We start from the raw sequence: 17,009 nt of genomic DNA, 5'->3' as shown, positions 1-17,009 counted from the left end.
TTGAAGGAATGATCCTTCAAAACTAAACAAGACGAAAACGCACACTGCTCCATATATCCTTAGAAAGGAGGTGATCCAGCCGCACCTTCCGATACGGCTACCTTGTTACGACTTCACCCCAATCATCTGCCCCACCTTCGGCGGCTGGCTCCATAAAGGTTACCTCACCGACTTCGGGTGTTGCAAACTCTCGTGGTGTGACGGGCGGTGTGTACAAGGCCCGGGAACGTATTCACCGCGGCATGCTGATCCGCGATTACTAGCGATTCCAGCTTCACGCAGTCGAGTTGCAGACTGCGATCCGAACTGAGAACAGATTTATGGGATTGGCTAAACCTTGCGGTCTCGCAGCCCTTTGTTCTGTCCATTGTAGCACGTGTGTAGCCCAGGTCATAAGGGGCATGATGATTTGACGTCATCCCCACCTTCCTCCGGTTTGTCACCGGCAGTCACCTTAGAGTGCCCAACTAAATGCTGGCAACTAAGATCAAGGGTTGCGCTCGTTGCGGGACTTAACCCAACATCTCACGACACGAGCTGACGACAACCATGCACCACCTGTCACTCTGTCCCCGAAGGGAAAGCCCTATCTCTAGGGTTGTCAGAGGATGTCAAGACCTGGTAAGGTTCTTCGCGTTGCTTCGAATTAAACCACATGCTCCACCGCTTGTGCGGGCCCCCGTCAATTCCTTTGAGTTTCAGTCTTGCGACCGTACTCCCCAGGCGGAGTGCTTAATGCGTTAGCTGCAGCACTAAGGGGCGGAAACCCCCTAACACTTAGCACTCATCGTTTACGGCGTGGACTACCAGGGTATCTAATCCTGTTCGCTCCCCACGCTTTCGCTCCTCAGCGTCAGTTACAGACCAGAGAGTCGCCTTCGCCACTGGTGTTCCTCCACATCTCTACGCATTTCACCGCTACACGTGGAATTCCACTCTCCTCTTCTGCACTCAAGTTTCCCAGTTTCCAATGACCCTCCCCGGTTGAGCCGGGGGCTTTCACATCAGACTTAAGAAACCGCCTGCGAGCCCTTTACGCCCAATAATTCCGGACAACGCTTGCCACCTACGTATTACCGCGGCTGCTGGCACGTAGTTAGCCGTGGCTTTCTGGTTAGGTACCGTCAAGGTGCGAGCAGTTACTCTCGCACTTGTTCTTCCCTAACAACAGAGCTTTACGATCCGAAAACCTTCATCACTCACGCGGCGTTGCTCCGTCAGACTTTCGTCCATTGCGGAAGATTCCCTACTGCTGCCTCCCGTAGGAGTCTGGGCCGTGTCTCAGTCCCAGTGTGGCCGATCACCCTCTCAGGTCGGCTACGCATCGTCGCCTTGGTGAGCCATTACCCCACCAACTAGCTAATGCGCCGCGGGTCCATCTGTAAGTGACAGCCGAAACCGTCTTTCATCCTTGAACCATGCGGTTCAAGGAACTATCCGGTATTAGCTCCGGTTTCCCGGAGTTATCCCAGTCTTACAGGCAGGTTACCCACGTGTTACTCACCCGTCCGCCGCTAACATCCGGGAGCAAGCTCCCTTCTGTTCGCTCGACTTGCATGTATTAGGCACGCCGCCAGCGTTCGTCCTGAGCCAGGATCAAACTCTCCGAGGTATGCAGGATGCATATCACACATGCGTTGCTACACGATGTAGCGAACTTAGCATGTGATCATCTCCTGCCTCGTCAGCGTTTGACTGACTACCTATGATATTACATAGGATTTTTTATAAAAACTCGAATTAACAGGTACGTTTTGTCTTGTTTAGTTTTCAAAGATCATATTTAAAAAATGGAGCGGGTGATGAGAATCGAACTCACGACATCAGCTTGGAAGGCTGAGGTTTTACCACTAAACTACACCCGCGTGATTTGTATTGGCGCGCCCGAGAGGAGTCGAACCCCTAACCTTTTGATCCGTAGTCAAACGCTCTATCCAATTGAGCTACGGGCGCTTAATCAGGCGACTTAATTATCTTAACATATCGTTTTTATCAAGTCAACATCTTTTTAAAATTTGTTTGCCGCATGTGTTTGAATGTCTTTGTTTCAAATACGTCATCAGCGACGAATAAAAATATACCATGGATCATATAAAAGGGTCAATACATTTTTCTAAAAAAGTTTCATGTTTTTTAAGAAGTGGTTTTTTCTTAGATAACTAGAGATGCGATAGCCCTATTTTCTTCTCTTTCTTCATAATTCTAATGATTCTTAAATAAAATCTTTCTAAATCCAAAGGAGGACAAAACATGGTCACATAGAATTTTTATTTATTGGAAAATTCTTAAAATTTTCCAAGCAATTAAAGGGGGTAGGAGATGATGAAAAAGTTCGTCGCTTTTCAAATCATGATCGCTTTGGTGATAGGAGCTCTTATCGGCCATTTCTTTCCTGACTTCGGGATGGCCCTCAGGCCAATTGGGGATGGATTCATCAGATTGATTAAAATGATCGTTGTTCCTATCGTTTTCTCTACCATTGTTATTGGTGCAGCTGGCAGTGGTGGTATGAAGAAAATGGGCAGCCTAGGATTAAAGACGATCATTTGGTTTGAGGTTATCACAACCATCGTTCTAGGAATTGGTCTATTGCTGGCTAATGTTCTTAAACCAGGCGTTGGCCTTGATTTCTCTAAATTAGCTAAGAAAGATATTGGTGAATTAGACGGTTATACGCAAAAAGTCGTCGACTTTAAACAAATGGTACTCGATATCATTCCAACGAATATCGTCGATGTCATGGCTCAAAATGATTTACTTGCTGTCATTTTCTTCGCCATATTATTTGGTGTAGCGGCAAGCGGTATCGGTAAGGCATCCGCTCCTGTTCTCAACTTCTTTGAATCAGTGGCACAAATTATGTTTAAGCTAACGCAGATGGTCATGGTGACAGCACCTATTGGAGTACTTGCATTAATGGCTGCTTCTGTTGGTCAATATGGCATTGTGTTATTAATCCCGATGATGAAACTTGTTGGGACTGTATTTTTAGGATTATTCATTATTCTCTTTGCTTTGTTCCCTCTAGTCGCACTGATCTTCCGTTTTAATTACTTCGAAGTTTTAAAAATGATTTGGGATTTGTTCTTGGTTGCCTTCTCTACTACAAGTACAGAAACTGTCCTTCCTCAGCTTATGTCAAGAATGGAAAAATACGGATGTCCAAAAAGAATTGTCTCCTTTGTCATTCCATCTGGTCTTTCTCTCAATTGTGATGGCTCCAGTTTATATTTATCGGTTTCCTGTGTGTTCCTTGCACAAGCGTTTGGTGTCGACATGAGTTTGTCACAGCAGCTTTTGATGATGCTTGTTCTTGTGTTAACGAGTAAAGGGATTGCAGCGGTGCCATCCGGTTCACTCGTCGTTCTTTTGGCAACTGCCCATGCAGTAGGTCTTCCAGCAGAAGGCGTCGCCATTATCGCCGGAGTTGATCGAATTATGGATATGGCACGAACTGGTGTGAACGTTCCAGGTCATGCCGTTGCATGTATTGTCGTATCGAAATGGGAGAAAGTATTCCGTGAGTCTGCTTGGGAAGTTCCAAAAGCAGGTGAAGAAACCACAGGAATGTAGTGTTATATGAAGGAAAGGGCTTCCCCTTTCCTTTTCTTATGATAAAAATGCTTGCTTTAGGACCGCTTTGCCTTGAGGTTGCAGCTGCACTTCTGCATATGCGCCATTAATCAGCGTCATTTGCGGCGGTACATGTCCACAATCTATATCGTAAAAAATAGGGATTTGTAATTCCTTTTGTAATTCTTCATATACATCCTGATACTGATACCCTTCCACAGGCACATCTACTGCACTTCGCCCAAACATAATACCTGAACAGTGATCAAACCATCCTGCTAGTTTTAATTGAACGAGCGATCTCTTCACGCTTGCAGCATTTAATTCGCAGTTTTCAAAATACCAGAGAATTGGTTCATCCTTTAAGAATGTTTTTTGAAAAGCTTTGACGTCTCCAAAAGGCGTCCCCGCTAAGTGGCGAATGACATCAATACAGCCGCCCATCAGTCTCCCCTTTACCATCTTTTCTTGTCGATCAACCGTTTGCCATGCGGTCGGTTCTGTTAAATGAAAAACATGTTCAATCGGATTGTCAAACTGCCATTCCTTTTGATACATTGATGAAGAATATTGGCTGATGTCCATTTCCCCTTTTGTTGAAAGTACTTCTTCCCACATGACAGTCGTTTGATCAAGCTCTTCTCCCTGAAGATCTACTAGATTCGGCCCATGCGCAGTAGCAATACCTGTTTTGAATGTCAACGCGAGCAGGAGAGCACTAGTATCTGAATAACCAAGAATCCACTTTTTTTGCATCGATGAGAAATCAAGGTGCTCTAGCACTTCCATAAGCAGCTGCCCTCCCCATGGCGGGATGATATGATCAATCTCATCACATGTCATCATGTACTGAAGCTCCTTTGCTCGTTCTACGGCAGGGGCAGATTTCGCCTTTTCCTGCTTCCAGACCGTCTCTCCACATATGACATCATAGCCTCTTTTTTTCATTCGTTCGCATGAGAGCTGAAACATGTCATGCAATGATGGCTGTACACCTGAGGAAGGTGCTGTGACACCAATCGTTTGTCCTTTTTGTAATTGTGGAAATTGTATCATCCTAGTTCCCTCCATCCTCTCTCAATCTCTCATTTATAAAGAAGATGCCCCTATTACAAGGGACATCTTCTTTTATTCCTTTTGACGCAGTACAGTATAGACACCTGCAAAGATACATAGAATGCCAATGAATGAGCGTAATCCCATTTCTTCTCCCAAAAGCATCCAGCCCAGAACGGCACCTACGATCGGTTGAAAGAAAAAGAACAAACCGCCGCTTGAGGCATCCATTAATTGAAGCCCTCTATTCCATAAAAAGAATGCTAGAGCTGTTGAGATGATGCCTAGATATAGAATACCGCCCCAAATCTCAGGCCTTGCTATCTGTTCCACATCTAGGTGAGGTAAACGAAATAATACAGGCGGTGTTAAAACAATGAATGCAATGATGATCGCATATGTGGTTGTCACCACCTGAGGGTACTTTCCTGGAACACGTTTGAGCAAAACAGACATCAGCGCCCATGTTAAAGCAGCGAAGACCAATGAAAGACCACCAACAAATTCATCTGTCTGTACTGCAACTGGTCCAATCATGAGCCATACACCTGCTGTAGCAAGCAAGATGGATGCGCACTTTCGAACAGTCATGGCTTCTTTTAATAGAAAGAAAGCAAACAGCACCATAAACGCAGGAGTTGCAGATGTAATAACAGCCCCCATTTGTGCAGAGGTATACATCGTCCCCATTTCTTGGGTCACGATTGAAAGGAAATTTCCAATCAGCCCAATCAAAACCATAAACGGGATATCTTTTTTATCTAATCGAAAGGAATAGCCCAAGCGCCAAATGGTGAACACCAAAACGACTCCTGCTACAGCATATCTCATCCAGACGAGCTCAAGTGGTGGGACAACCGCTACTGTTACTTTGACAACAACGTACATGCCGCCCCAAATACTTGCTGCGATTGCTAGGTAAAGGGCGCCTATATATTTTTCATTCATCATTTTCCCTCCGTTTGGATATTTTGAGTACCATATCCACAAACGGAGATCACTCTCCGTTATGGACGGAGGGCATTTGGAACATCATGTTCAAACAAAGGTTTCCACAGCATTTGTCGTCACTCCAATTATTTTTATTTTCTGATACTTTATAACAAATTCTGGTTGACTTCAATCCTTTTTGCACCTTTTTTCTTCATATAATAGAAGATAAGCGGCTATTGACATGCTAAATTCGTTTTCATATAGTAAGTAAAACTATAGGTGGCCACGCAGAAAAGGAGTAGAGGTCGTTGGATATTGAAGCTAGAAAACAGATTCCCACCACGGAACATGAACCATTTCTCGAGGGAATAAAAGATTGTGTGCCAACCCTGCTTGGTTATATGAGTATAGGGTTTGCCTTTGGAATTGTTGGAATTAGCGCACAGTTGAGCTTATGGGACATTGCGCTTCTATCAATCTTTATTTACGCAGGTGCTTCACAGTTTATTATCTGCGCACTGCTTGTTACGGGGAGTCCCCTTTCCGCTATTATTCTCACTACATTTATTGTGAATCTGCGTCATTTATTGCTAAGCCTGACGCTGGCTCCTCATTTTACACGCTACTCTTTAAAACAAAATATTGGATTCGGTCTATTGCTGACTGATGAATCCTTTGGCGTAGCCATGAATAAATTAGCTCAGCATGGAAAGCTGAATAACCGGTGGATGCACGGGCTGAACATAACGGCTTATTTATGCTGGATTGCTGCCTGTGTACTTGGCGGCATTTTTGGACACTGGATTTCAAATCCTGAAGCACTTGGTCTTGATTTTGCTCTTTCCGCTATGTTTGTTGCACTGTTGGTTCTTTCTTTGCAAACTGTGCCTAAAAGTAAGTTAACCCATCGCCTGTCACTTGTTTTGTATATGGTCGTTGCGATGTTTCTCCTGCTTCATTTTGTTCCCTCACACGTGGCTGTTCTGTTAGCCACCATGATTGTCGCAACCATTGGGGTGGTGACAGATAAATGATCAGCGGTTTTATGATGTGGCTCATTCTCGGCTGTATGATTGTCACCGTTATTCCAAGGGTCGTTCCCTTTATATTTGTACGAAGTATCGAGCTGCCTGAAGTGATGCTTAAATGGTTATCGTTTATTCCGATTTGTATCTTTACGGCTTTGATTGCAGAGCATTTGTTCATTCATACTACAACGGGCGTTACCATTCACTGGATGTACCTTGCTGTCTTGGTTCCGACCGTCGTAATCGCTGTTTGGACAAAGAGCTTGTCACTTACTGTTCTTGTAGGCGTCATGCTGATGGGGACTGCCAGATGGTTTTTCTAAAAGAAAAAGCTTAACCGCATGTGGTTAAGCTTTGTTTCATTTTACGATTCCGTATACAAATCCATCGTAACCCTTTTCACCAACAGTTTGAATGGCTGTAGCCTCTATTCTTGACTCTTGTTTGAGTAAATTGAAAAATTCACGAGTTCCTTGCACTCGCTCATCCCCATCAGAGTCATGAAGGACTGCTCCATTTCTGACGACATTGTCTGCAATAATGACTGTTCCCTTTTTCGAGAAGTGTAACGCCCACTTTAGATAATTCGGGTTGTTCGGTTTATCTGCATCAATGAAAATCAAATCGAATGGAAGCACAGCCCTCTCTTTTAACTGAGATAGCGTATCCAATGCCTTTCCTTGCAAAATGCTCACTCGTTCCGATAAGCCCGCTCTGCTGATGTTTTGCTGCGCAATCTGTACATGGTGGCTGACAGCCTCTAATGTGATGAGTTCTCCATCCTCTTCAAGAGCACGCGCCAACCAAATGGTACTGTATCCACCGAGTGTCCCGATCTCTAAAATGCGCTTTGCATTCTTGGTTTTTGCTAATAAATATAGCATTTTCCCTTGAGCTGGTGACACATCAATTTCTGGCAGGCCTGCTTCCTTATTATGAGTAAGAGCTTGCTCCAAAACATCATCTTTAGGAATCAACTTGTCTGTGATATACTCGTCAACTTTCTCCCACACTTGCTTCATCTCATCCATCTCCCTTGATCATGTCTTCTGTTTTCAGTCTACATGATGATAGCGAGCGCGTATAATCAATTCTTTTCACACATCTATTCATTTTATTGATGAAAGACATGTCATGATGGAGACATGAAGCAGTGTCATGTTTTCGAATTTACTCGTTCAGGTGATTTTTCAAATCCCCTTTTTTATCTTGAAGCTTTCCTTTGGCTTGATCCTTTTTCCCTTCTGCTTTCAGGTTTTGATGATCTGTTGCTTCGCCAAGCTTCTCCTTCAATTGACCTTTGGCTTGATTTGTTTTTCCTTTCGCTTTATCCATATGTCCTTTTTCTTCACTCATTTGTTCCACCTCCACGTTTGATACTATTCATTTAGCCTTTTTGACAGATACAAAACATCTGAATGTGCGATCCAAGAAACTACAGCAACATAAAAATCCAGCCAAGGTCGGCTGGATTAAAAAATAATGATCTATAAGATAGACTTAAAAGCTTTAACCTGTTTTACTCTGATCGTACTCGACCAGATCACCTAGAATTTCGTCAATTTGATTCATCATCTCAGTTTCAATTTTCACCTCAGATGCTAAAGCATTCTCCCTCACCTGTTCTGGACTAGAAGCACCGATAATTGCTGCAGAAACGTTCTGATTTTGCAGTACCCATGCTATCGCAAGCTGAGCGAGAGTAAGATCAACCTTTTGTGCGACGGGCTTAAGCTTTTGGATCGCCTCTAAGGTGTTATTATTCATCCAGCGTTGAGCAAGGTTTTTAAAAAAAGGTTTTCCAGCAGTTGAGTTAGCACGCGAATTAGTCGGAAGTGATTTTCCTGGGAGATACTTTCCAGTGAGGACTCCCTGGGCCAAAGGCGACCATACTACCTGGCCAAGTCCTTCACGCTGGCAGGTCGGTATTACATCACTTTCAATGATTCTCCATAACATGGAGTATTGAGGTTGGCTGGCGATTAGGGGGACATTTAGCTCTCGTGCAAGCGCTGCCCCTCGAGTAATTTGTTCTGCTGTCCACTCACTTACACCAATATAGTTCACTTTACCCTGTCTTACTAGATCTGCGAAAGCTAACATCGTTTCTTCCAGAGGTGTAGTTGGATCAAACCTGTGTGCATAGTAAATATCAATATAATCCGTTTGTAAACGCCGCAAAGAGGCATGACAGTTTTCCAAAATATGCTTGCGTGATAATCCTCTATCGTTTTTCCCAGTACCGGTTGGATGACATACTTTTGTACATAGTTCAATGCTCTCCCGACGAATCCCTTTTAAAGACCTGCCTAGTATCTCTTCAGCCTTGGTGTCTGAATAAACATCGGCAGTATCAAACGTCGTAATACCCACATCAAGAGCAGCTTTCACACAATCATGGGCAGTTTCCTCATTTATCTTACCACCATGATTAATCCAATTTCCGTATGCGAGTTTACTAATTGTTAATCCACTATTTCCAAGTTTACTATACTCCATAACAATGTCCTCCTTTGAAAGAATACTTTCATTATAAAAAGAGGGTATTAATATGTATAATATATATATTCAGATAATTATATATATATTTTATATAATTAAAATATTTCCATTAAAAAAGCGCAAAACTGTTTGATCACAATCCTTTGAAATCATTTTACACAATAAGCAAGTATGAAATAGGGGGGCTTAAAAATGGATCTGAGACAAATACGTTATTTTATAATGGTTGCTGAAGAACTAAATTTTAGCCGGGCAGCTGAACGTCTTAAAATGGCACAGCCTCCATTAAGTCAAGAAATCCGAAAATTAGAAGAAGAGTTAGGTGTTACGCTTTTTCATAGAACGAGAAGACAGGTTGAACTTTCAGATGCGGGGAGAGTATTTTTAGAAGAAGCCCGTCGTACGCTCCTTCAAGTAGATAGAACGATTAACGCAACACAACTTGCAGATGACGGAAGAATAGGTCATTTAACGATCGGTTTCGTTGATTCTACTGATATTGTGATTGATATTATTAAAAGGTTTCGAGAAAGTTTCCCTAATATCCATCTTGTCTTATGTGAAATGGCTACAGAACAGCAGTTAAAGGCACTATATAAGAAAGAAATTCAAATTGGATTTATTCGTTCTAACCAAAATAATAAGATACTTACCTCAGAAATTTGTTGTGAGGAATCATTAAGCTTGGTTTTGCCAGAAAATCATCCTTTAGCTTCATTTTCCAAAGTTCCAATTCATTTATTAGCCAATGAACCATTTATCATGTTTCCACGTCATCTAGGTGCAGCATTTTATGATTTAATTATCAGCTACTTTTGGGAAAATAGCATAAGTTTAAACGTAGTTCAGGAAGCTATTCAAATGCATACGATTGTGAATTTAGTTGCTGCAGGAATGGGAATCTCTGTCGTCCCATCCTCAGTAGAAAGCGTAAAACGCTCAGGGGTTGTTTATAGAAAAATCCAAGAAACTACGCCAAAAGTAAATTTATATGTTTCATGGAGACAAGATGAAACGTCAACCGTCGCTGAGCACTTTTTAACAGTTGTGAGAGAAGCTTATTTAAGTTCTCAGTCTAAATCATGAGAATCCAGCCAAAGCCAGCTGGATTAAAAAATTATGATCTATAAGACAGGCTTTAAAACTTCCACCTGATATGTACACGTTTCAGGTATGATAGACATAACGAAAAGAAAGGTTGGTGTTCTATGATTATCGCTGAAAACTTATTCACCGTTCGTGACTTGACCTACTGTATTCGGTCTGCTGCAATCGGCGATGCCAAGCAGTTATCAGCGCTCAGACTGAAAATTGATGGTGAAACAGAATATTTAGACCGTGAACCAGGCGAAGCCTTTCTTCATGAAAAAGATTTTGAGGTGTTGATTCAAGAGGATACCAAACAAAGCAGGCATTTATTTTTGGTCGCTGATATTGAAGGAGAAATTGTTGGTTTCTCCAGATGTGAAGGACATTCACTCAAACGCTCTGCTCACAAAGTGACTTTTGGCGTCGCCATTCAAAAGGATGCTTGGGGCTATCACATTGGCAAAGAGCTATTAGCCGCTTCTATTGACTGGGCTGATCAGCAAGGCATCCAGAAGATGTCACTTCAAGTGCTGGAAACGAACCAAAAAGCCATTCGCTTATATGAGCACCATGGCTTTCTGATTGAAGGGATATTAAAAAATGATAAACGTCTGGCAGATGGACTTTATTACAATACTGTTGTGATGGGCAGGCAGCGGCCAAGCTTCTGACACCTTACATCACATAGCCCCATACCATTGAAACCGCACTGTATATCAGAAGCAGCCCCATGACATACTGGAACGGTCTTTCGTAAGCAGTCAAAAAGCGCTTATACAAAGAGCCAAATAAGCTCCAGCTGAATGTACCGAGAAATCCAATAAGTGCGAGAATCAGCGTCCATATGACATACTGCATATGAGATTGTCCATATGGTAAAACAAATGTTGAAATCACAGTCAATCCATACAAGATCGCTTTCGGGTTGATAAATTGCAGCATCATACCAGGGACAAAATGATTGTAACGATCAAGTGTTTCGTCATCCCCGCCTTTACTTTTCATGATTTTGACCGCTAAATAAATCATGTATGCAGCCCCGATGAACGCCATGACCCAGCCTATTTTCGGCATCACTTGATAAAGTATGATATTAAAGAAGCAACTCAAACACAAAATAACGAGAAATCCAATACCCACACCTAAACAAAATCGAAATGTTTGCTTGACCCCATATTTATTCGTAAAGACCATGGCCATGATGTTATTTGGTCCTGGGGTAAAGCTGCTCACAAAAGCATAGATCAACATAGAAAGAATCATAGTTGCCGCCTCCCTTATACGTTATTAAGACTTTAATTACTTTATTGCGTATGTTACGCTTTATTGTAACGTTTGGTCTTTATAAAGTAAATAGAGAAAGGAGTTTTTTTCATGGAAGATGTACAATCGATTATTTCTAAAAATGTGAGGCTTCTTAGAGACCAAAAGAAATTAAGCCTTGAAAAGATGGCAGAATTAACTGGTGTCAGCAAAACCATGATTGGACAAATTGAAAGAGGAGAATCAACCCCCACCATTACGACTTTGTGGAAAATCGCCAACGGATTAAAGGTATCTTTTAGTGAGCTCATTCACGCACCACAGCCTGAAATCAAAGTAGTACGCAATGAGGATGCACAGATTTTAAAGGAAGATGATGGGCGATATCGCGTGTATACGACTTTTCCTTTTGATGACCGAGGGAAATTTGAAGTGTACCGAGTAGAAATTGATCCTGGCGGGTCGCTGCATGCAAATGAACACATTGGCGGGACAGAGGAATTGATTACCGTTTTTGAGGGAGCGCTTGATATATCCATTGGAGATGAACAGTACAGCTTAAAAACTGGCGACTCCATTCGTTTTAAAGCAGACCGTACGCATACGTATAAACAAACCGGAGAGCAAATGGTCCGGCTGCAAATGATTCTTTATTATCCTCAATAAAAAAGCTGACAGGCTTGTCCACCTGTCAGCTTTTCGTTTATTTAATTAAATCCCGGATCACGTACAACCGTTCCAGTATATGTGACTCTGTATTTGCCTAATCCTAATTCTTCAATAGACGATTGTTTTAAAATACCGACCCAGCCATCCTTTGCATATGTAATACTTGATGGGATGTTCGATGTCGTATACGTTCTTGTTTCTGAGACAGTTCGACTTGCCTGAACCGTTATTTCACTTTTTGTTTGTTCCTTTGCTTCCACCGGAGCAGTTGTGACCCCAGCACCCGTTAAGACAATTGCTCCAACCAAAACAGAAGACATGACCTTTTTCATAAAAAATCCCTCCCTTTTTTTGTTGAACATATTAACCATACCATAATTTAGTTCTTTTATAAGTTATTTTTTCACTTTTTTGAAAATTATGATATGATTGTCTTATGTTGGATAGAGAGTGTTCTATACTTCTATGCTTTTATCCTCATCTCATTCCGTCAAACAATTGTGAACGGAGGTGATTTCATGAAAAAATGGCTCATCTGTTTTCAACTTGTTTTCCTCTTCACCTTGACGACCACACCACTTGCTTCTGCTGCTTCATGTCCTACAGTGAAACCTTGTGTCATTGATCCTTAAGCATCAAAAAGGTCGATCAAGCCTATTCACTTGATCGACCTTTTTCGTTATGCTTGCTCTGCTTCCCAGCGGTCAACCTCTTCTCTTACTTTAGGAGCGACTTCTTTTCCAAATAACTCAATGGCTTTTAATACTTGATCATGCGGCATTGAACCAACCGGTACATGAAGCATAAAACGCGTGATTCCTACATTTTTTCTAAGGTGAATCACTTTCTCTGCCACTGCATCTGGATCTCCTACATACAGCGCGCCTTCTAACGTTCTCGCTGCATCAAATGTAGAACGAGTATATGGACCCCAGCCTCTCTCTCTTGCTAACGTGTTCATCACATGCTGTGTGGAAGGGAAGAATTGGTCTGCTGCAAGATCTGTTTCTTGTGCAACAAATCCATGCGAATGGGATGCTACGGTTAATTTCTCTGGGTCGTGTCCAGCGTGTACTGCCGCTTGCTTGTACAGCTGAACAAGTGGTGCGAACTGTCTAGGACTTCCGCCAATAATGGCAAGTACTAAAGGCAATCCCAATAATCCAGCACGTACGACAGATTCACGGTTTCCCCCACTGCCGATCCAAATTGGAAGCGGATCTTGAACAGGTCTTGGATATACGCCGACATCTTGAATAGCCGGGCGATGCTTTCCGCTCCATGTGACACGCTCGGACTGCTGTAATTTGAGCAGCAAATCAAGCTTTTCTTCAAATAATTCTTCATAATCATTCAGATCATAGCCAAACAGTGGGAATGATTCAATAAATGAGCCACGACCTGCCATGATCTCTGCACGTCCGTTTGATAGTCCATCTAATGTGGCAAAATCCTGAAAGACACGAACAGGATCTGCTGATGAAAGAACTGTCACTGCACTTGTCAGGCGGATATTCTTTGTCTGTGTTGCCGCAGCCGCCAAGACGACAGCGGGATTCGATGCAGCGAAATCTTGTCGATGATGCTCACCTACACCAAATACATCAAGACCGACTTGATCTGCTAAAATAATTTCTTCCACTACTTCTCGAATACGCTGTGCGTGACTGACTGTTTTTCCTGTTTGAAAATCAGGTGTTGTTTCTACAAATGTACTAATCCCTAGTTCCATGAGTGGAACCCCCTATCTTATAAGTATGTTACGAATTCAGAGACTGGCTTTCTGTAGCCTCTCACTTGTCTGCTCTCTACTTTTTCTTTTCCGAGTGTGATCATTAATACAGGAACCAAATCCGATTCGATGTTTAACACCTTTTTCATGACATCAGGGTCAAAACCGATCATTGGGCACGTATCCCAGCCCTTGTTTTTGGCGGCGAGCATAAATAGCATCGCAGATAATGAAGCATTGCGGATTGCCTCTTCTTTCTGAAAATCCGCCCCTCTCTTTTCATAAAAGCTCATCGTCTCTCTGACCATTTCTTCGTATTGCTGCTTGTTTAAAATGCCAAGCATTTTCAGACCTTCATAGATGTTCCCCGCTTGCTGATAAGCCTTCGGGTCTCCCAGTACAATAATCGCTGCTGAGGCGGAATGCACTTTATATTGTCCAAACGCGGCTTCTCTTACTTGTTCTTTAAGACCTTCTGTTTGGACGACGACATATTGTGTGTGCTGTAAGTTAAAAGCAGATGGTGCCATTTTGACTTCTTCAAATATACTGTTAAGTTCTTCTCTCGAAATCGAGATATTTGGCAAAAAATTTGATGCGGATCGTCTTTCACGTACCAATGTATCAAAGCTGAGTGTCATCTTGTTTCCCCTTTTCGTGAAGTTGTTTTGCACCTAAACCGACTTTTTTTAGTAATTCAATGAGCTGTTCTTTTTCTTCTTTTTCAATAAAGGATAGGTTTTGTGAAATGACATCTGTGTGCTTAGGAAAAATGTCGTCAAACAATTGCTTCCCTTTTTCCGTCAACAATACATGAAATACACGTTTATCAGAGGGGGCACATTGCCTTTTCACAAGCCCTTGTTTTTCTAGTTTGTTCACGACATAAGTCATGCTTCCACTTGGGATTGACAGGATGTCGCTGATTTTTTGGACGGGATGCGGCCCCTTACTATAGAGCAATTCAAGGATCTGAAAGTTTTCAAATCCGATATCATAACGTTCAATGTCCTTTTGAATATTTGTAAAAAGAGCTTGATAGGCTTTCATCCATACGCGGAATAGCCTTAAGTCTAATTCATGTTCATGCTGCACCATGGCAACTACTCCTTTTTCAAGAAATCCTAAAACTAGGATAAATTTATCCTAACACTAGGATATTTTATTGTCAACGAGTTTGTTTCATAAAAAAAAGACCACCTCATGTCAGTGATCCTCTTCTTTTAAGACAAAATGCATTTCAGCTATCTGCTTATATTGTCGTACTTCTTTTAATGAAAACTTGGATTCCATATTCGATGGGGAAAACAGAGGAATGCCTCTCCCAATCATGACAGGTACGATTTGAAGGTAAAGCTCATCAACCAATCCTTCTCTTATGAAAGACTGAAGCAGCTCCCCGCCGCCTACAATCCAGATATGCTGACCTGTTTCATTTTTTAATTTTTTCACAAATGATAGGATATCTTCGCGAATGATGTGAGTTCCTTTCAGACTGTCTTGTAAAGTACGTGACATGATATAACAAGTCTTTCCTTCATAAGGAAACTCATCTGGTGACAGCTGAAGAACCTGTTCATATGTATTGCGCCCCATGATCAGCGTATCGACTGACGCATAAAAGTCATCATAGTTCGTATCTTCTTCGCCTTCCGTCCCTATTAACCAATCGAGCCGATGATCCTCTCTCGCTAAATAGCCATCGATACTCATTGCCCCATAAAAAAGCAGCTTCCTTTTCTGACTCAATCTCATCACTCCTCACCTGAATAAGTACATATGTTCTATATTGATTGTATCAGAAAGGAAAGACAAATGCTATATGGCTTTCTCCCTTTTACGATTCATGCTCCACTTTGACGAGCAGCTCATATAATTTGTGCGCTAGCTTTCCGGCATCAATTAACATGTCTTCATGAATCCATTCTTCAAGTACGCCAACAACACCAGACACGACAAAAGAAGCTTCAATTTGTTCTTTCTCTGTAATGGGCCGCTCTACAAGCTGCCACTCTTTCATGATTTTTTCTTTAAAAAACGCTTTGAATTGGTTGGTCGTTGGACCATTGGGTTTTACAAATAACGTCAACATATATTGATTCTCTTTCAAGTACTCTGTCGTTTTGTTTAAAAAGGAAAGCATATCAAGAGGGTCTTGACTCGGAAAGGTTTCATCATATAACCCGCCAAGCTGATCGAATAGTTCTTTCTCCAGCTGTTCGTATAAATCAAACACATCTTGATAGTGCAAGTAAAAGGTTCCCCGGCCTAAATCTGCTTTTCTTGAGAGCTCTGATACCGTTATTTGCTGCACTTCTTTTTCTTTTAATAGCTCAAGAAAGCTTTCCCGAATGGCTCTTTTTGTTTTGATTGTTCGTCTATCCTGCATGAGATACCCTCCATTTTTGAACAATCAGGCACACGCTGTCTATTTATGAACAGGTCATCATTCATTGCCGATGTTCGTATTGTTTACTTCTTATTATAATCAACACATGTTCAATAATCTATATCTGTTCAAAAAAAGGAGGACCAGCACATGGTTCATTTCAGACTTGCTAGAGAGGACGAACTGCCGGAAGTGGCAGATCTGTTAGAAGATTCGTTTCGGGATTATTCATTTTTTGATTTATTATGTGAAAAGGTATCAAAGCGCTCTGCTTTCGCTCGCGAGCTGCATTTGGTTAACACAAAGGTTTATTTCCAGCATCAAATCTGTTTAGTCGGAGTGAAGAACGGTCATATTGTGTCTGCCGCTCTGTTAAAGCATCCACGTCTTCCTGAACCAGGTCTCATGGATTATGTGTTGTCAGGCGGGTTAAAGCTCCTCTTCACTGGCGGTATACCGGCAATTCAGCATGTGTTTCGTATGTTAAAGGAGGCCAAAAAAGCGTGTTCTTCCTTAAAGAAGCCTTTTTGGTATTTAGAAGCACTTGTCGTCGCAAAAAACCAGCAAGGAAAAAAACTTGGAAGCCGTATGTTAAAGCAATGTCTTTTTCCCTTTATCGCCCGACAAGGCGGCGGCCTGTTCACGCTGATTACACACAATGAAGCGAACCGTCATTTCTACCGAAAAAATGGATGGGTGGAGTTTGATGAAAGGGTATTGCGCGGAAAAGAAATGTCCTTACAAAGCTGGAGTTATAAAACCGTGATTCAATAAG

At 42.1% G+C, this 17,009-nt stretch carries 19 protein-coding genes, 2 tRNA genes and 1 rRNA gene; 7 read left to right on the top strand and 15 right to left on the bottom strand.

From position 1 onward, the window contains the following. Nucleotides 1-63 precede the first annotated feature (63 nt). The 3 genes from MHI16_RS02930 to MHI16_RS02920 form a co-directional block, all read right to left on the bottom strand. A 16S ribosomal RNA gene (locus tag MHI16_RS02930) occupies nucleotides 64-1,612 on the bottom strand. A gap of 179 nt (nucleotides 1,613-1,791) precedes the next feature. Next, nucleotides 1,792-1,865 (bottom strand) — tRNA-Gly (locus MHI16_RS02925). 11 nt (nucleotides 1,866-1,876) lie between these two features. Further along, nucleotides 1,877-1,953: transfer RNA gene (locus tag MHI16_RS02920), tRNA-Arg, on the bottom strand. 369 nt (nucleotides 1,954-2,322) lie between these two features. On the opposite strand from MHI16_RS02920, the gene gltP reads away from it, so the two are divergent. Beyond that, the gene (gene gltP / locus MHI16_RS02915) at nucleotides 2,323-3,573 is read left to right on the top strand and encodes a glutamate-aspartate/proton symporter GltP (RefSeq protein ID WP_058015452.1); all 1,251 of its coding nucleotides are present in this window, start codon (nucleotides 2,323-2,325) and stop codon (nucleotides 3,571-3,573) included. Between the two features lie 36 nt (nucleotides 3,574-3,609). On the opposite strand, the gene MHI16_RS02910 is transcribed toward gltP, so the two are convergent. Further along, nucleotides 3,610-4,629, bottom strand: a complete 1,020-nt coding sequence (locus MHI16_RS02910; RefSeq protein WP_058015448.1) for a S66 peptidase family protein — start codon at nucleotides 4,627-4,629, stop codon at nucleotides 3,610-3,612. Between the two features lie 72 nt (nucleotides 4,630-4,701). Beyond that, the gene (locus MHI16_RS02905) at nucleotides 4,702-5,577 is read right to left on the bottom strand and encodes a DMT family transporter (RefSeq protein ID WP_342498062.1); all 876 of its coding nucleotides are present in this window, start codon (nucleotides 5,575-5,577) and stop codon (nucleotides 4,702-4,704) included. Between the two features lie 293 nt (nucleotides 5,578-5,870). Here MHI16_RS02905 and MHI16_RS02900 point away from each other — a divergent pair, with 293 nt between their 5' ends. Both MHI16_RS02900 and MHI16_RS02895 read left to right on the top strand, forming a co-directional pair. Next, entirely contained in the window at nucleotides 5,871-6,596 is a 726-nt protein-coding gene (locus MHI16_RS02900) for an AzlC family ABC transporter permease (protein ID WP_342498061.1), read from the top strand. Then, nucleotides 6,593-6,913, top strand: coding sequence for an AzlD domain-containing protein (locus MHI16_RS02895; protein ID WP_342498060.1), 321 nt, complete (start codon nucleotides 6,593-6,595; stop codon nucleotides 6,911-6,913). The genes MHI16_RS02900 and MHI16_RS02895 overlap by 4 nt, the downstream gene beginning before the upstream one ends. Before the next feature lie 36 nt (nucleotides 6,914-6,949). Here the strand turns inward: MHI16_RS02895 and MHI16_RS02890 are convergent, their stop codons facing one another. The 3 genes from MHI16_RS02890 to MHI16_RS02880 all read right to left on the bottom strand — a co-directional run bounded on the left by MHI16_RS02890 (nucleotide 6,950) and on the right by MHI16_RS02880 (nucleotide 9,089). Further along, complete coding sequence (locus MHI16_RS02890) at nucleotides 6,950-7,612, bottom strand: O-methyltransferase (RefSeq protein ID WP_342498059.1); 663 nt, start codon at nucleotides 7,610-7,612, stop codon at nucleotides 6,950-6,952. Nucleotides 7,613-7,760: 148 nt separating this feature from the next. Next, nucleotides 7,761-7,946 (bottom strand): CsbD family protein, encoded by a 186-nt coding sequence (locus tag MHI16_RS02885; protein WP_061406945.1) that lies wholly within the window; start codon nucleotides 7,944-7,946, stop codon nucleotides 7,761-7,763. A gap of 153 nt (nucleotides 7,947-8,099) precedes the next feature. Beyond that, entirely contained in the window at nucleotides 8,100-9,089 is a 990-nt protein-coding gene (locus MHI16_RS02880; protein ID WP_342498058.1) for an aldo/keto reductase family protein, read from the bottom strand. 195 nt (nucleotides 9,090-9,284) lie between these two features. On the opposite strand from MHI16_RS02880, the gene MHI16_RS02875 reads away from it, so the two are divergent. Continuing rightward, the gene (locus MHI16_RS02875) at nucleotides 9,285-10,178 is read left to right on the top strand and encodes a LysR substrate-binding domain-containing protein (protein WP_306011770.1); all 894 of its coding nucleotides are present in this window, start codon (nucleotides 9,285-9,287) and stop codon (nucleotides 10,176-10,178) included. 122 nt (nucleotides 10,179-10,300) lie between these two features. After that, nucleotides 10,301-10,852, top strand: coding sequence for a GNAT family N-acetyltransferase (locus tag MHI16_RS02870; RefSeq protein ID WP_058015440.1), 552 nt, complete (start codon nucleotides 10,301-10,303; stop codon nucleotides 10,850-10,852). A gap of 4 nt (nucleotides 10,853-10,856) precedes the next feature. On the opposite strand, the gene MHI16_RS02865 is transcribed toward MHI16_RS02870, so the two are convergent. Then, the gene (locus MHI16_RS02865; RefSeq protein WP_061406941.1) at nucleotides 10,857-11,444 is read right to left on the bottom strand and encodes a LysE family transporter; all 588 of its coding nucleotides are present in this window, start codon (nucleotides 11,442-11,444) and stop codon (nucleotides 10,857-10,859) included. A 111-nt stretch (nucleotides 11,445-11,555) separates the two neighbouring features. Here MHI16_RS02865 and MHI16_RS02860 point away from each other — a divergent pair, with 111 nt between their 5' ends. Continuing rightward, the gene (locus MHI16_RS02860) at nucleotides 11,556-12,110 is read left to right on the top strand and encodes an XRE family transcriptional regulator (RefSeq protein WP_061406940.1); all 555 of its coding nucleotides are present in this window, start codon (nucleotides 11,556-11,558) and stop codon (nucleotides 12,108-12,110) included. Between the two features lie 41 nt (nucleotides 12,111-12,151). Here MHI16_RS02860 and MHI16_RS02855 read toward each other — a convergent pair whose 3' ends face one another. The 6 genes from MHI16_RS02855 to MHI16_RS02830 all read right to left on the bottom strand — a co-directional run bounded on the left by MHI16_RS02855 (nucleotide 12,152) and on the right by MHI16_RS02830 (nucleotide 16,234). Then, the gene (locus tag MHI16_RS02855) at nucleotides 12,152-12,445 is read right to left on the bottom strand and encodes a hypothetical protein (RefSeq protein ID WP_058015437.1); all 294 of its coding nucleotides are present in this window, start codon (nucleotides 12,443-12,445) and stop codon (nucleotides 12,152-12,154) included. Nucleotides 12,446-12,792: 347 nt separating this feature from the next. Then, nucleotides 12,793-13,845 (bottom strand): LLM class flavin-dependent oxidoreductase, encoded by a 1,053-nt coding sequence (locus MHI16_RS02850; RefSeq protein WP_342498057.1) that lies wholly within the window; start codon nucleotides 13,843-13,845, stop codon nucleotides 12,793-12,795. Between the two features lie 17 nt (nucleotides 13,846-13,862). Further along, a complete protein-coding gene (locus MHI16_RS02845; RefSeq protein WP_058015435.1) occupies nucleotides 13,863-14,486 on the bottom strand; it encodes a nitroreductase family protein in 624 nt (207 codons plus the stop codon). Beyond that, entirely contained in the window at nucleotides 14,470-14,943 is a 474-nt protein-coding gene (locus MHI16_RS02840; RefSeq protein ID WP_119124475.1) for a MarR family transcriptional regulator, read from the bottom strand. Before MHI16_RS02840 ends, MHI16_RS02845 begins: the two co-directional genes overlap by 17 nt. Nucleotides 14,944-15,051: 108 nt before the next feature. Then, entirely contained in the window at nucleotides 15,052-15,600 is a 549-nt protein-coding gene (locus MHI16_RS02835; RefSeq protein WP_061406936.1) for a dihydrofolate reductase family protein, read from the bottom strand. Between the two features lie 82 nt (nucleotides 15,601-15,682). After that, a complete protein-coding gene (locus MHI16_RS02830) occupies nucleotides 15,683-16,234 on the bottom strand; it encodes a TetR/AcrR family transcriptional regulator (RefSeq protein ID WP_058015432.1) in 552 nt (183 codons plus the stop codon). A 150-nt stretch (nucleotides 16,235-16,384) separates the two neighbouring features. Between MHI16_RS02830 and MHI16_RS02825 the strand changes: the two genes are divergently transcribed. Further along, entirely contained in the window at nucleotides 16,385-17,008 is a 624-nt protein-coding gene (locus tag MHI16_RS02825; RefSeq protein ID WP_061406934.1) for a GNAT family N-acetyltransferase, read from the top strand. Nucleotide 17,009: the final 1 nt, after the last annotated feature.

Origin of the sequence: Bacillus sp. FSL K6-0923 (assembly GCF_038630825.1) — a bacterium.
GTDB classification, from domain to species: Bacteria; Bacillota; Bacilli; order Bacillales; family Bacillaceae; genus Bacillus; species Bacillus pumilus.
Note: the sequence above shows the minus strand (reverse complement) of the source record. Positions and strands in the feature narration are given on the sequence as shown.